General features: G+C 54.7%; 13 protein-coding genes. 1 reads left to right on the top strand and 12 read right to left on the bottom strand.

Annotated features, from left to right (window positions below):
- Positions 1-59: 59 nt before the first annotated feature.
- Positions 60-1,286 carry a terminase large subunit domain-containing protein gene (locus tag GT409_RS10485; protein WP_233231656.1) on the bottom strand — a complete coding sequence of 409 codons (1,227 nt, stop codon included), beginning with the start codon at positions 1,284-1,286 and terminating at the stop codon, positions 60-62.
- Entirely contained in the window at positions 1,187-1,573 is a 387-nt protein-coding gene (locus tag GT409_RS15920) for a hypothetical protein (RefSeq protein WP_233231530.1), read from the bottom strand. The genes GT409_RS10485 and GT409_RS15920 overlap by 100 nt, the downstream gene beginning before the upstream one ends.
- Positions 1,574-1,724: 151 nt before the next feature.
- On the opposite strand from GT409_RS15920, the gene GT409_RS10480 reads away from it, so the two are divergent.
- On the top strand, positions 1,725-1,937 hold the full coding sequence (locus GT409_RS10480) for a hypothetical protein (RefSeq protein WP_160629041.1): 213 nt from the start codon (positions 1,725-1,727) through the stop codon (positions 1,935-1,937).
- A 2,156-nt stretch (positions 1,938-4,093) separates the two neighbouring features.
- Here GT409_RS10480 and GT409_RS10475 read toward each other — a convergent pair.
- The 10 genes from GT409_RS10475 to GT409_RS10430 all read right to left on the bottom strand — a co-directional run bounded on the left by GT409_RS10475 (position 4,094) and on the right by GT409_RS10430 (position 14,466).
- Positions 4,094-4,546 carry an RNA polymerase sigma factor gene (locus GT409_RS10475; protein ID WP_160629040.1) on the bottom strand — a complete coding sequence of 151 codons (453 nt, stop codon included), beginning with the start codon at positions 4,544-4,546 and terminating at the stop codon, positions 4,094-4,096.
- Positions 4,547-4,804: 258 nt separating this feature from the next.
- Positions 4,805-6,910 (bottom strand): primase-helicase family protein, encoded by a 2,106-nt coding sequence (locus GT409_RS10470; protein WP_160629039.1) that lies wholly within the window; start codon positions 6,908-6,910, stop codon positions 4,805-4,807.
- Between the two features lie 9 nt (positions 6,911-6,919).
- A complete protein-coding gene (locus GT409_RS10465) occupies positions 6,920-8,905 on the bottom strand; it encodes a DNA polymerase (protein ID WP_160629038.1) in 1,986 nt (661 codons plus the stop codon).
- Positions 8,906-8,989: 84 nt separating this feature from the next.
- Positions 8,990-9,811: a hypothetical protein gene (locus GT409_RS10460; RefSeq protein WP_160629037.1), complete on the bottom strand. Its 822-nt coding sequence runs from the start codon at positions 9,809-9,811 to the stop codon at positions 8,990-8,992.
- 98 nt (positions 9,812-9,909) lie between these two features.
- A complete protein-coding gene (locus GT409_RS10455) occupies positions 9,910-10,980 on the bottom strand; it encodes a DUF2800 domain-containing protein (RefSeq protein WP_160629036.1) in 1,071 nt (356 codons plus the stop codon).
- A gap of 67 nt (positions 10,981-11,047) precedes the next feature.
- The gene (locus tag GT409_RS10450) at positions 11,048-11,311 is read right to left on the bottom strand and encodes a hypothetical protein (RefSeq protein ID WP_160629035.1); all 264 of its coding nucleotides are present in this window, start codon (positions 11,309-11,311) and stop codon (positions 11,048-11,050) included.
- Positions 11,312-11,407: 96 nt separating this feature from the next.
- Entirely contained in the window at positions 11,408-11,863 is a 456-nt protein-coding gene (locus tag GT409_RS10445) for an ERCC4 domain-containing protein (RefSeq protein ID WP_160629034.1), read from the bottom strand.
- A complete protein-coding gene (locus tag GT409_RS10440) occupies positions 11,857-12,243 on the bottom strand; it encodes a helix-turn-helix transcriptional regulator (protein WP_160629033.1) in 387 nt (128 codons plus the stop codon). The genes GT409_RS10445 and GT409_RS10440 overlap by 7 nt, the downstream gene beginning before the upstream one ends.
- Positions 12,244-12,338: 95 nt before the next feature.
- The gene (locus GT409_RS10435) at positions 12,339-13,298 is read right to left on the bottom strand and encodes a hypothetical protein (protein WP_160629032.1); all 960 of its coding nucleotides are present in this window, start codon (positions 13,296-13,298) and stop codon (positions 12,339-12,341) included.
- Positions 13,279-14,466, bottom strand: coding sequence for a hypothetical protein (locus tag GT409_RS10430; RefSeq protein ID WP_160629031.1), 1,188 nt, complete (start codon positions 14,464-14,466; stop codon positions 13,279-13,281). The genes GT409_RS10435 and GT409_RS10430 overlap by 20 nt, the downstream gene beginning before the upstream one ends.
- Positions 14,467-14,545: the final 79 nt, after the last annotated feature.

The following is a 14,545-nucleotide window of genomic DNA, read 5'->3' as shown; positions in this document are numbered from 1 at the left end:
CAGTTCTTTTTTCTGAAAAACTACCTCGAGCGTAACGGACATATTGCGCGGCAACAAGCTCAGCCGAACATGGATCGGGGGCGTTTGGCGAAGGGCGAGAATCGGCCTTTGGGTGCAAGCGGAATCATCGGTCCGGCGGACTGGGTTTCCCAGCGACGGTGGTTGGCGAGCGCGAGCGCCATCACGCAGTCGTCGTGGAATCCGCTCGGGGCGTTATAGCTTAGTCGACCGCGGGCGGAGATTTCGTATTCGTAGCGCTGCATTTCGTTGGTGAGCACCTGCCATTCTTCGGGCCAGCTCACCCGCTGCTGTTCGACAGCGACGATCAGCCGCTGGACCAGTTCCACTTTGGACTGAGCGGAAAACTTGAACGGTTCGATATTGGAGTAGCGACGTGCCAGGTCATCATAGATCGGATCGCCGACTCCGGTGGCATCGAGCAAAAGCCGCCCGCGCCATTTGCGGGCGAACTCAAGGATGCGGTCTTTTTGAACCGGCCAATCGAGTTGATTGAAACGCTCCATCTCAAAGCAGCGACCCGTCCGCTGGTTCATCGCAATGAGCACCGTAAAGTCGGTATGCTTGGCCACATCGCACCCAATGACCACCGCCCCCGCGCGGTCTTCGCGGGTAATAGCCCTCTGAGGAAACAAACAGGACGAGACATTGCGGAAGACTCCGGCGCTGTCTTCGAGGAACTGCGCTTCGTACTCCTGCTGAAACACGTCGGCCGGCAGCGTCCGTTTGGCATCCTCCCATTCCTCAGGCGGAAAAAACGGATTGTCGATGCTAGGGAACCGGAAGGATTCATAATCCGGCTCGTGCAGATCTTCGCCGCGGGTGAACAGATCGTAGAACCAGTTGCGACCCTTCGGGGTCGAAATGAACACGGCCCAGCCCAGTGTCTGGGCGATGGTCGGGCGCAAGATGTAGTTCCACACATCCGGCGGGATCACCGCCGCCTCATCAACGACAATGCCCTTGAAGCCGTAGCCGCGTATGTTTTCGGGGTTGTCGGCCGAGAGAAACCAGACGCGGCTCGTGCCGTTCGGACTGGTGAATTCAAGCCGCGACGGGGTGCGTCCGCTGAAGTGCAGGAAGGCGGGGTCAAACGCATGCTGAAATGCTTCGCGTCCGCGGTCGGCGACGTTGTAGGTCGGCGCGATCCATCCGTAGTCCCCGGGATCTAGGACTCCCTTCTCGGCAACTTCTCGGGCAAGACAGAGGGTTTTGCCGAAGCGCCTGCCGGTGCAGACAACGCGGAATCTTGCCTTTGAGAGATGTATTCGGGACTGTCCTCGATGGGGAGTGTATCTTTGAGGAGTTTCCATTTGAACTCTCCGTTGTTTTCAAGTGAGAGCGTCGCTTCCCTCGGAAGCAGCGGCATGATGATGCGACGGAAGAACCAGGAAGGGTCTTTTTCAAGTGCCTTCTGGAGACCGTCGCGAAGCGTTTCCATGACGCCCGCGTCTTTGAGCATGGAGTCGAGCTCAGCGAGCGCGAGCATGCGGCCGCTCTTGATTCCTTTAGGGCGGCCTTCGATGTTTCCTGATTGTCCGGGTTCAAAAGGCATAATGTCTCCTTACCTAAAGAGCCCAAATCAACCGGACGGCCATATTGTTTCAGACCGTTTCATCGCATTGATCAGATCAATAGGAAACAGGGGGCGCGGCGCGCCCGCGACGCGCCTGGAAGGGGGGTCCCTCTGGGGGGAAACCAAGAATGTGAAACATTCTGAAACAGAGCTGACTCCATCGTTCCAGTCAGTCGATGCATCTTCGATGTCCACCCACCCCCGTCCTGCGGACACCCCCTCCCTCCGCGGCCCGCAGGCGCGGGTGTTCCGGGGTCTGGAAAAATTTCATCCGAAGGTTGGAAGATTTTCGGCTTCGCTTTCCGGACTCTGGAAGATTTCTGACCGCGAATTGCGCGAATGAACGCGAATTTCCAGGCACTGGAAAATTTGAGGGCTCGCCGTTCCAGAGGTTGGAAAAAGAGAGGGCCAGCGGCTGGAAGCCGCTTCCACATTTTCCGAGGTCTGGAAGAAATGGGGGTTCGCTTTTCCGAGGGTTGGAAAAATCCAGCGGACTTTTTCCAGACGTTGGAATTTTTTGGGCTGCTTTTTCCGAGCATTGGAAAAATCGGACCGCCGATTTCCGGAGCTTGGAAAAAAGAGAGGGCCAGCGGCTGGAAGCCGCTTCCACATTTTCCGAGGAAAGCCGTGCGAAGCGCGGTTGCGCCGGGGCTTGCGCGTGTGTGGGCCTGCGGCTTCTGCCCGGCGGATCTCGCCGTGAGGTGTTCAGGGGCTGCTGATGGAACATACCTTGCCCCCGGCAGGGGAGGCCGTAGGCCGCGCCGCTATTGCGGCGAGTTTCCGGCGGCGGCGGCCAGGGAGGGGATGACAGAAGGCGGAGGTCAGAGGTCGGATGACGGATGATCAACGATTCACGGACGCGGGTGGGTGGTTGTCCGCCGACGGAGTATTGATGGGGTGAACGGAAGCGGCGGGCTCGGAGCAATGCTTAGCCGGAGGTCGGATGGGCGAATGCGGTTCGCCCTGCCGGCCGGTTTGGCTCCCCCTTGCGGGGTGCACAACCGGAATCCGGGTTCGCATTGCGCAGGGCCTGACGCTGAAGTGAGCCCCACCCACTGGACTTGTGCTAATCAAGGGGCTGGCAGGTTTTGTGCTGCGAGGTCACGAGCCAGCACAAAGCATGACAGCTTTGGGTGGGAGGGGGTGAGGCCGTAGGCCGAGGGGGACGGGCACGGGGCCGGTGGCGGGCAATTTGAGACGGTTTTTGCAATGGCCTGTTTGCCGCCTGTCGGTGGGTGTTGCAAAACCATCAGGCTGGGTTTTCAGCCTGGAGACTCCAATTTCCCGCCTCCGTGAGCTGGGGGCCCTCCCCCTTTTATGCTACGAGACAATACCTCCGAAGACCGAAGGGATGAGCCTCGAACGGTGAGCGCGAGGCGGGCCTGACAGAACGAGTTCTGTTGAGTGAACCGGCCAATCCAAAGGACACGTCGCATAATTGGGCAATTATGCCTGATGTTGCCGATCCCCGGTGAGTATTCGAACCGGGGTTGGATGGCCGGTGAACGTGCCCGCCGCTGCAAGCTGCCTCGGCCGCGATTGAGCGCCCAGCGCGATTGAGTGGCCTGTGAAGGCCGCTGAATTCCAGTAAGCATGGCGTTGGAACTGAAGCGGCCAGTCCGCCCCCCGGAGGGAGCCCCGCCAACAGGCGGGGAGCCTGAGGAAGTCCGCCCCGGGACATGATGTGATGGGCCAGAGATCAGAGATCAAAGGTCGGAGATCAGAGGGAGACGGCTCCCCCGGAGGTGTCGCCCCACCTTGGACTGGACCAGCACATGATGTGCCGGGAATCAGCGGGCTTCCGAAGTAGGAGCCCGTGAAGCGGCCGGTATGACGGTGTGCCGGTCAGGCTGGCGGATCAGGCAGGACTGTTGATGAGGCACGAGTCAACAGTACTGCCCCGCCAAGGCTGATCCGGTGCGCCGTCCCGGACGCTTGACGGGCGACAAGGTGGCGCTTGTTCCGCCACCCGACAATCTGAGCGGATGCGAACCGAGGGAGGGCCAACCGGAGAGCAGTCTGAACAAAGAACGGGGGTTCCGTAGGAACCGGGACCCGGTCTTTGTTCAGTCTGCCGACGGTTCTAAAGCCCGACTGAGGCGGAGACCAGCGAGCCGGATTTTGGAGACGGTAAGCCGGATGCTGGAATGAGGTATTCCGAATGAAAGCAGCAGGCAGACCGGAAACAAAAGACGGCTGGCTGGGCTCCGTAGTGTGGCGCTTGTTCCGCCACCCGATGAGCGCCAAGGCGAAGAATTTGAGACTGAAAGCCGAATGAAGGAGGTCGGACAACCGGACGACTGATAAGGAGGTCGGTTGTACGACCGGATGAATGAGGATGAAGGCTCAATTTCTGAGCCGACTAAGGCGCGAACGCCCGCAGGGCCGTGGAAGCCCAACGAGCCGGGTTTTGACAGGGCTGAATGAGGTACGAATGAAGCCATGACAAAAGACGGCTGGTTGGGCGGGTTCTGGCAGCAGTAAATCATGACAGTGTATTCACTGGCAGGATTTCTGCTCATGCTTACGGGAACGACGATAGTTACGACAGGCAACTTTAAACGGAAACAACGACTCCAAAACCGGCCAGTCGCGCATAGCAAGGCGATGACGCTTCTCCACGCACTGGGTCGTCACACCCTGACGTGCGGCAATCTCCTTGTACGGCAAACCCTGATACCGCAACGAAACCACATCGCGCTGCTCGGGGGGAAGAGAAAGAAAACCGGTAACAAACTGCGTCAGGACATCTGCCGGAAGCAAGGTGGACACATCCGTACCATCAGCGGGAGTAGACAACGCCTCCGCCGGGGGATGCTCTTCATCCAGGGGAACTTCATGTGGCGCGATCTCATTCAAATTGCACTTCGCACAGGGAGACTCACGCCAAGGGTTGGCACTGTAAACACCGCGCATGACATCTTCATAATGGGGACAGGTGTGACAGGTCATGAAACACCTCCGGCGCAGAGGGAGAGAAAAAGTACAAAACCGACAAAAACGGACAGAACGGGCACCAAACAGGAAAACGTCACCATAACGTCACCTACGAAACCCCTGCAAACAGGGGCTAGTGACGTTGTGACATTATTTCTACTATTTATAAATATAATATAGAGAAGAGAGAAAGAGCGCCGACAACACCGTGACACCGTACAGGAAAAAAGTTTTATTTCTATGATGTCACACGTCACAACGTCACAAACGTCATCAAAAAGGTACCTGATCATCGGGAACTCCTTCGGATAATTGTTTGATGTTGATCTGCCAAACCCGCCTGGTTCTTTGCCGTTCCAGAACCAGCGGATAACCTTGAGATGCCAGCTTGGATAATTCCCGCCCGACCTGACGGGTGGTGTACTTGGCCGCGATACCGGCGAGACCGTCCTGATCGTTCAACATGGCGGAAAGCAGCTCGGTCGCAGAACCCGTCCAGACATCGGAAACCTGTCCCTCGAAAAACTTCAGCAACACCTCAAGGAACGAATAGGCACTCGACGAATGACGCGCCGCTTCGAAAAGGGATGCTTCACAATACGTTTGGACGCCGTACCGCGAATCACCCAGCACGTGATCCGGCGGCGACCAGTCGAGAAGCCAGCGCAGGAAAAACGGCAGCTCCGCATGGATCATGTCCGCCACATCGTTTGGAAAGGTAAAGGTATCGCGCTCCGCCACACGGAACAGATTGATTTTATCGCGGGTGGATAAATCGACGTCCGGCAAAATACGAATCGACTCCGGGTCGGTGTTACACGTCACCACCACCCTGCCATTCCACTCAATCAACTTGTCCACACGGTATTTTTCCCGGACGGAAAAGGTGCGATTGGCCGCCATCTTTTTAATCAGGGCGGAAAACTTGAGATGGGATTTGTTATCGGTCAACGGCACCACATCATCGACCGCCCAGACTGCCGAGTTAAACAGGTGGGAATTGAAACCATCTTCACCGGACAGAAACGACGAAGCATCAATATGACCGCCGAATGTGCGGGAGAGAATCAGCGTAGAGAGAAGTGTTTTTCCAGTGTTCGGAACGCCGGCAAAGAAAGACGCCTGACCGGGAAGCATTTTTCCAGCAAGAGCAGAAGAGTACCACCGCCGCAACCATGCGTAGAAATAATCAAGCTGCTCATCGGGATCAAACAGAGAACAGAAGTACGAATGCAACCAAGGGAAATCAGTGTCGGGATCAATGTCTGTTTTTTCCGAAGGCTGGAAAACAGAAATGGTTGAAATATTCAAAACCCGGAACCCATCAAGATGGACAATTCCCTTGGGCCGATGAATTAAAGGAGCCGCGCAGGCGATGGCCTGATCGTCCTGAATCCGAGATAATGCCTGATCGACTTCACTGAACGATGAACCACGCGGAACCGTTGTACTGAGTCCGCGCTTCACCTTCAGGTAAAGAGCCATGTCTGATTTATTTTTCGCCTGCCACTGACCGTTGGAAAGCTGCACCCAGTAGTCGCGACCATCAAAATAGACTTCGGAAATAGACCCGCCGATCTGAGCCGCCTGGAACTGACGTACAAATTTTCCACCAAGAATCGCCGACCACGGCACAAACGCCTGACCACCTGTAAAACATTGCATTCCCGACTCACGAATCACCGCCGCCGTCTCATTATCGGCGGACGAATCCCAGAACCGCACACCGCGCACACCGACTTCAAATTCACCCTGCCACTGACCCGGATACTGTTTTTCTACCTCCGCCGCGATGAGGTCCATCGGGATCGAAGGGCCGAGTTTTTTCCAAGCGTAGTTATGGGTGGACTCAATCGCCCATTGCATCATGAAGGGAGCCGGGATTACATCGCTCGAAAGTTCAACCCAATCAGTACCCAACTCGTAGTATTTCGCCGGATCTTCAAAGGCCGCCGTGTCCAGACCGACCAGTAGTTTTGAGAGCTTCAGTTTTTTTCGAACCTGCTTCAACAGCTTCGCCGTCAGATCATTTTTGTGCAGCGGGAAAGGCTGTTCCAGTTTCCACAGAAGACGTGCTCCGCCTGAAAAGGTGCGGCAGATGTATTGGGGTTTAAAATCACCACAACGCTCCAAGACCGTATCGCGCATGTGCTGATCGATCTGTCCGTCATAATCGGCAACCAGCCAATGAAGGAAGACCGCCGGATTATTTTTACTGTCAATCCGTGATGCTGCAATCAGACCTTCAAGACCGGAATAAAAACAGTGTTCCACATCGGGTTTGTTCCACTGGGTTTTCTGCGAAGCCTGCGACGTTGTATTCCAGGGCTCGCACTCGGTGGCATGACAGGATGATAGATTTTTTATGGATAAAAGCATGGGGCCTCCTTATTTGGTGTAGTGGTTAAAAATTCCGGCTTCGGCATCGACAGGACAACCGGACAGCCAGTCCGGCGTGGTGCGCATGATTTCGAGGATCTGCTCTTTTGTTTCCCCTGCCCGTTCTTTCGGCACTTCCACGATCACTTCGTCGTGAACATGGAAAACGATTCTCCCAATGCCTGAACGATGTATTTCCAAAAGGTGTTGCGCGAAGAGATCCCGGGCGGTGGCCTGAACCAGATTTTCGCAGAGCAGTCCGCCGTACAGGCTTCGTTCCCGTCCGCCGCGCACGGTTCTGGCCGTGAAGTAGCCGCGTGATGTTTTTTGAACATCGAAATAATTGAGGCACCGACCGGACGGCAGTTCGATGGAATAGTCCCCTCCGGCACTGTGCTTAAAATCCCGATCCAGCCATTTCCAGAGTCTGGAAATTCTGGTGTTCTTGGATCGGAAGTCGGCAACGGTTTGTTTTGCTTCGGCAAACGAAAGTTCAATCCCGCCGAGATTCTTAGCCACGGTCATGAATTTTTTCGGTCCGCATCCGTATCCCAGCCCCAGCACACGTGCCTTTGCCAGTGAGCGCATAGCAGGGTCTTTTTCTTTCAGGGGCTCCGGGTCGGTGTATCCCATCGTTGAACGCGCATGGGCTTCGTAAATATCCACGCCACTCTGAACCAGATCGAGAAACGCTGCATCATCAATCAACCATGCCAAAATTCGGGGTTCGATCTGGCAGAGATCCGCAATGATAAAAATGTTGCCGTCCGAAGGTTGGAAACATTTCCGAAGGTTGGCACCGAACAGTTCTCCCCTCGGCATATTCTGCACATTGAACCCTGAATCACCTGACCATCTTCCCGGCACCGCACCGAAATATTTGAGGGAATACGGGAAGACCATAGGCTTTAGGCTTTGGGCTTTAGGAGAGATTCCGCGGTCAACGCCCGCAGCTACAGAAGACGGCTCCCCCGGAGGTGTCGCCCCACCTGAAACAACCAATCGGTTGCGGATCGCGTAAAAACGGGAAAGCAGCATGTTGGTTCTGCGGAAAATCCGCATTGCATTCACCCAGGGATATTCTTCGCCATATTTGTTTTCCCACGCTTCACAAAGCGGTGAATCCATAGCCAAAGATGCCGGTGCCGGGATGCCCGCCTTTCGGCATTCGAGCGCAAGCTGGCGGTGTGATAACGGAGTGTCCTCGGTGAAATCATCAACCCACGGCAAAAGCTGTACCGCATCGAAGCGCTGTTGTTCCAAGGTCTGGATACATTTTTCCAGAGTCTGGAAATCAACATGGATACCGGTCTGCCCCCATTCAAAGGTCAGAGTTGCCAGTTCCTGCTCATCCTCCGGCCAAAGGTGATGGTGTTTTTCCCAAAGCAGAAAACAGAGTCGCGCATCTTCCAGCGCATAATCGGTCATCGCATCGGCTTCAAACAGATCGCCGGTGGTTTGTCCGCACGCTTTAGACCGCTGGGTCTTGTCCACTTCGATTCCGAGAAGCTGCTTGCAGGCCCCTTTGAGCGACCTCGGCGCTTGGAGATACACAGCCATACTGGCAGTGCACCTCCAGCGCAGGTCGCGAGAGGATTGGTGGAATATGGGATTGGTGGATTGGTGGGGAGACGGCTCGCTGGGGACAGCTTGCCCTACCCAATCGGGAATGACGCCGAGTTCTTGCAGGCGGCGGAAAACCAGCGAGTCAAAGGCTGCGTTGTGGGCCAGCAGCAATGCACCTTCCAGTTTTTCCCAGCATTGGAAATCTTTCGGATGGCCGACCCAGCGGAAGAGAGTGTGTGATGTGGATTGTTGGATGTTGGATGATTGGAAATCGGGACAAGGCAGGCTAGAAGCCTGCGGTACGGTTCCGTACACGCTCATTAAATAGCAGTCGAACTTGGGATGATGGACATAGCTCCACGCATCCATTTTTTTCAGGGAGTAAGCGCGGTCGTAGTAGGTTTCAAAATCAATGGCGAATGTCGGCATGGGAACTCCAAAGTTTTCACAGAAGGAAACGAAGAAAAGGAAGTGCTCCCAGCCTCATGACGAAGCTGGAAGCATCGTCCACGATCACAGCAGGGTCGTGATGAATTCGATGAACTCATCGTCGTGCTTGCCGTGCTGACGCAGGCGGGGAACATAGACCAGGTTGGTGCCGAGTTTTTCCCGGCGGACCTGAAGTGTCCATTTGCCTTTGTGCAGCTCCGGCAGTCCGGAATCTTTGTTGCGAAGGGCGAACCGGGCGGCGGTGTTGATCGCTTTTCCTGCCCGGCTGTAGGCCGAACCTTTCATCGTCCAAAGGGCCAGCTCGTAGGCTTTTCCGTCCGGCCCCTGAATCGAGAATTCCTCGGATAGTTCTTCGGTCGGTGCTTCGATGAGAACCAGCGCAGTGAGCATCGGGCGCCACGGCGGCTTCTCGTCATTCCGCCAATCAATCCATCCTCCCCGCTCGTGGACTTCATCGAGCGTGTCAACGGTCTCCGGGGTCTCGTCCGAATCGTACGGAAGGTTTTCCGAAAACTGCTTCTTGGCGTTCAGCACTGTCACATTGAGCGCATCGCCCCAGACCTTCGGGTCAGTCGAAGCAGGCAGAACAATGATGTCTTTGTTCAGCACGATGGCTCCGGGATCGAAATCCTCGGACAGCGGTCCGACGCTCTGTACGATGTTAATGCGCGGCAACCGGAAGTCCGACTCCTCGTAATCGCCGGCGATACCACCGATTCCGGGGATGTCTCCAGAGGTCGGAGGACAGAGGTCAGATGACGGAACTGTTGCGGGTACGGCCGAAGGGCCAGCGGCAGGGATGCCGCTTCCACTTTGGTCAGGGGATGCGCAGACAGGAGTGTCCGCGCCACTGTTTTTGTCTTTTTTGAACGATGTAGTGGTCATTGTATTTTCTCCTTTTGTTGATGCCCTTCGGGCCGTTGAAACACTGCGTTCGTTAAAGCGTTGAAACGCTGCGCTCGTTGAACCCGAAGGAAGATTGATTACCTCTCCTTGCTGAGATAGGTGACGTCGGGATCGGTGGTGCAGAGTCCTTCGGCTGTTAAAAGCTGGTTCAGCTTCCGAACGGCCTTGGCTCTCTGCCCGCGCTGCTGAATCGATTTCACCGCGTTTTCGAGTGAAGTAACCGAGATCGAACAGGCGGGAAGGAACTGCTCCAGCGGAAGCTCAAATTCCGCATGAACAATGTCCCAAACCGATTCGAGCTGCTTGATTACGCGCCGTCCGCTGCGGTGTTTGAGCTGGTAGCCGGGGATTTCCTGCCCGTTGCGCACCATCTCCAGCGCATGCGCTTTGACTGCCTCGACCCATTCGATCAGAACGGGAGCAAGACGCAGTGCCAGTGCCATCTGGTCGGGTTCCGCAATCGCCTGAGGGTCCATTACCGCCGGGAGATCAAGCCGCTCCGGCAGCTTTTCGACCACCATCATGGCTTTGGCTGTCAGTGCCGGGCAAAGCGCTTTACCCCCGCAATACTGACAGTTGTCGGGATGCGGGTTGTGCGGACTTTGCGGGTCTTCTGCTTTTTCGATCACGGCGGCGACGCGGTCGCGCATCCGGGCGTAGTCGGCGGATCGGGTAAAGGTGTGTTCCGTCCGCAGATCGCAACGCGGCTGCAGAAAGACCACCTTGACCGAATCGACACCGAACAGATCGAACACCCCAAGGGCGTATGCCCAGCCCTGTAGGTTGGTTTCTGCATCATCGACCGGGACACGTCCCATTTTGTAGTCGATCACCGTCGCGGTGTTGGTGCCGATCAGCACCACGTCGGCGGTACCGAAGGTCAGGCCGCACACATCCACCTGCAGTTCGGAATAGCGGATTGCTCCGGGAATTTCCGATTGCAGCTCATCGACTGCATCGAGACATTCCCGCACCTGGGCAATCTGCTCAGGGTTGAGATTGTCGAGACGGCCGGTTTCGGCCGCCTCGTGCATTTTGGTTCCTTCGTCAGCCGCCTCGGATGAACCGGGCCTGTTCTGCCAGTGCGGACAGATTTCCTTGTTCTTCAAGGATGAGGGTCCGTGTTTGGCGTGAATTGAATTCGTCATTATATTCCTCATTGTTAAAGTCGTTGAACTGCCCCGCGAGCGGGGCTCGTTGAAGCCGTTAAAGGCGTTATTTTTCATTGAACCATGCGAACATTCCGGCCTGAGTAACCCGAAAGCAGACCACGACAAGACAGGTCAAAACTCCCTGTGCAACAGTAGAGGACTGCACGGAAGAGGTGATCAGGAACACCCACAGCAGGGTCTCCATAGCCAAAATGCAAAGAGCCAGCAAAACACGGCGGGTGATCAGTTTCCCGGATGATCGGGTGAGTTCCTCGCGGACCTCGGCGGTGATTTCTCTTTTCAGAATGTCTTTTTCGTAAGTTTCCATAGTTATTCTCCAGTTATTCGTTAAAAGCGTTGAAGCGGTTCAAATCGTTAAAATCGGGCGGACATGGTGGGCCGCGGGCTGGATGGGCATGCTTCATCATTCGCCCTCCTGCGCTTTGAGGTCTTCAGAACGGCGCTTGAGAAGGCGGTAGATGTCACGGGCAGCGCCCAGGGAATCGCCGGAAAAAATGATGTGTACGTCTTTTTCAAACTCTAGAATTGAGAGCTGGTGAAAGATGAATGCCGGACCAATGCGTCCACGGGTGAAGATCGAGGAATCGAAATATTCGATGTCTTCGCGGTTGGCCTCGACCACATAGAATAGACGCGGGAACCCGGCGGCGCGGGCTCGGCGGATTTTCTTCAGCTCACGAATCCAGTTTTTCTGAATGGCGAGTGATTGAATGAGATCGGGCAGCGACTTGCGTTCGATGGCAAAATGCTCCTGATCGCCGTCCAGCGAATAGTCGAACGTGCCGATTGTGCCGCGCACGGTCGCACACCGTTCAAACTCCAGCGGAGCCTGCTCTCTTGTGTCTACCCGGATTAACATTGGGACTCTCCGGTGATAAGAGCCATGATGTCGGAACGGCGGATGCGGAAGGCCCCGGGATAGATCTCGACTTTGGGAAGGCGACCGGCTTTAAGCATTCTCCAAAGTGTCGGACGACTTACATTGAGCAGCTCGGCAGCTTGGCCCATCAAAAGTAACGCCGGATCTTCGGGGCGGCCTTCAAGAATTGGGAGCGCCTTTTCCTTTGCCTCCTGCGTGGCCTTGGGCACGGCATGGATGAGGCGTTCGTCGGTGACAGGGGCTTCATCGGCCCCATAAGCAAATTGATATTCGCTCCACAAATCGGCCAGAGCATTTTCATCACCATCTTTTGCAAGGGCATGTAATTGCCAGAACCGGTCGTCTAAATTTGATGCCATAATATTTCCTCCAGTTGATGAGGAAATCGTGACAACAAATGAAAAAGCCCGCATGGAAGCGGGCTATGGAAAGGAAATGGAAAATGGGTGGAAACTTATAAAAGCCAGCGATATTTTCCCATTGCAGCATCAATGGTTTCAAATATCCGATCGAAATCTTCAGGCGGAGCTCCCCTAAAAAGGTCTTCCTTAAAGCGGTCACTGTTCCATGGCTTTTTTGGGTACTGTCGGTTGTATGCGTCTCGCATCACTTCGACATCAAACTGGAGCTTGCCAGACCGGCAAACCTGATCTCGGATAAAACGAACTACAGCCCGGCGTTTATATGCCTTGGCCAAGTTGATTTCGTACCCATCGTCAAAAATGATTCGTTTGAAATCCGGAGTAATCTGGACATTTGGATTGGGAACGTAAATAGAGTCTTCAGCTTCATATAAAAATTCCGAAAGCAGCTCTGTGCCGGGTACGGATACCTTTAAGTGAACAGGGTTGATTTCAGCAATGTGAGATAGAGAAAACGCTGAGCATTTCTTCTTTTTGAACAGCGGAAAAATTTCCAGCAGATCAACATTGGAGATCAATGTAAACGGGGATTCTTTTTCGATCAACAGATTTTTTGCAGCCTGTTCGCAGGCAAAAGAACTGCCGAGAAGCAGATACACGGGATATTGTCGGGAAGTACCGACAAGCCAACCGACACGGCATGGAAACCGGGAAATATCCAGATGAGACTCCGGAGTGATTTCAAGCTGCTGACAAAGCTGTTCAGCAAATCTGTATACATCAAACCGGAGGAGGCAGGCATCATCGAATGAAAGTGTCTGCTTTTCGCAGTAGGAATCGGCCGGCGGAATGGAAACGATGTCCTGATCGGAATGCCAATGAATGCGGTGAGTCCCGTTGCATTTTTGACATGGGTGTGATTTTGGGCGTGTCTCGACCGGGGTTAACCAATGCTGTCGAAGCCGGTCAAACTGCTCCGCGCCCAACGTATCGCGCAAGATGAAAGCAGGCGCAGACAGGGACGGGAAGGCTTCAAGCAGGATCTTCAGCATCCTCAGCCTCCGGCTTATCCAGCACGTAGCCGTTCTGTTTCAAAAACCGTTCGATCAGAGGTGCGGCACCATCGCGTTTAAAAAGAACGCGTCCGGGCGGACAGATGCGAACAGAACGCTCTCCAATCTGAACGCCGTCCACTTCGGTAAATTCCAGTTTAATGGTGGCCTGCCTGAGCTGTTGGATGGAATTCCACAGAACCCCGGATGATGCCAGAGACTTTTCCCGCTCAGCAAACGAGACCAACAGGTCATCCGACTTATGGGCAACCGTTTCGTTCTGGCTATTGCCGACCGGATATTCAATGCGAAACAACCGGGCACCGGTAAGGCCGGGAATACCGCCGCAGTTTAAAGCCCCTGATTTCTTTTTGAGCAACGGCTTAAGGGTGTAAACATCGCCCGGCTGGAAGAAATCGATATCTCCGAACAACGCTTCGCCAAATGCCAGCGCATACTGGCGTTTGACTTTCGTTCCGTCCGCATGAACCTGAAGGTCATTCATTTCGGGATCGTAGATGACAATGTCGTGCAGCTCTTTATAGCCGAACGACGCAACACTTTCGCCGGTATCCTGATTGATTTGGGCTTCGCGCTTAAACGCATCACCGCGCCGCACAACAAACCAGATTGCGCCGTTGCGCTTAAAATGGGTGATTTCGGCCCTCTTTCCTCGGCGGTTCGCGTCAAACCAGAGTCTCATAAGGGTTGTGAGTTTGGAGATATGGTTTTTGGTCACCGTTTTGCGGGTTTTACCGGACGGCCCGCGAAACACATCGGTTGCCTGAATATTTTCAACGCTGGTTTCAGCCAGTACCCGTTTTACCAAGGCGGAATCTTTCAGCCATGCTTTAATTGAGCAACCGATTGGACAGACGTGGGCTTCCTCCAGCGTAAAATCCGGATGTACCTTTTCAAATTCGGTCTGGAGCTGATCGGCACCGTCATTGGTTGCCATTGCGTCGATGTAATAGAGCGCATTGGCCAGTTTGCGCGGCAAGTCCTCGGGCAAACGAAACTGTTCAACAAGCTTTCGGCAATTAATATCGCCGTTTTTCAGGCGCGGGATTGTAAATTTCTGATCGCTGGATAGCAGTGCCTCCAAATCGGATTGTGATCCGTCACCAAGCGCGACCTCATTTGTAATATTCAAAAGCCTGAATGCCATCCATGCCTCCCCTCACTAATTCCTGCCAGCCAAGCCCTTAAGCACTATCGACTACCCTATCCTGCAAAGGTAGAACTTT

Source organism: Tichowtungia aerotolerans (assembly GCF_009905215.1).
Classification (GTDB): Bacteria; Verrucomicrobiota; Kiritimatiellia; order Kiritimatiellales; family Tichowtungiaceae; genus Tichowtungia; species Tichowtungia aerotolerans.
Note: the sequence above shows the minus strand (reverse complement) of the source record. Positions and strands in the feature narration are given on the sequence as shown.

Coding starts and splice junctions, on each gene's coding strand:
- GT409_RS15920 (WP_233231530.1), bottom strand. CDS start 1,573: ATGCCTTTTGAACCCGGACAATCAGGAAACATCGAAGGCCGCCCTAAA.
- GT409_RS10475 (WP_160629040.1), bottom strand. CDS start 4,546: ATGACCTGTCACACCTGTCCCCATTATGAAGATGTCATGCGCGGTGTT.
- GT409_RS10470 (WP_160629039.1), bottom strand. CDS start 6,910: ATGCTTTTATCCATAAAAAATCTATCATCCTGTCATGCCACCGAGTGC.
- GT409_RS10465 (WP_160629038.1), bottom strand. CDS start 8,905: ATGCCGACATTCGCCATTGATTTTGAAACCTACTACGACCGCGCTTAC.
- GT409_RS10460 (WP_160629037.1), bottom strand. CDS start 9,811: ATGACCACTACATCGTTCAAAAAAGACAAAAACAGTGGCGCGGACACT.
- GT409_RS10455 (WP_160629036.1), bottom strand. CDS start 10,980: ATGACGAATTCAATTCACGCCAAACACGGACCCTCATCCTTGAAGAAC.
- GT409_RS10450 (WP_160629035.1), bottom strand. CDS start 11,311: ATGGAAACTTACGAAAAAGACATTCTGAAAAGAGAAATCACCGCCGAG.
- GT409_RS10445 (WP_160629034.1), bottom strand. CDS start 11,863: ATGTTAATCCGGGTAGACACAAGAGAGCAGGCTCCGCTGGAGTTTGAA.
- GT409_RS10440 (WP_160629033.1), bottom strand. CDS start 12,243: ATGGCATCAAATTTAGACGACCGGTTCTGGCAATTACATGCCCTTGCA.
- GT409_RS10435 (WP_160629032.1), bottom strand. CDS start 13,298: ATGCTGAAGATCCTGCTTGAAGCCTTCCCGTCCCTGTCTGCGCCTGCT.
- GT409_RS10430 (WP_160629031.1), bottom strand. CDS start 14,466: ATGGCATTCAGGCTTTTGAATATTACAAATGAGGTCGCGCTTGGTGAC.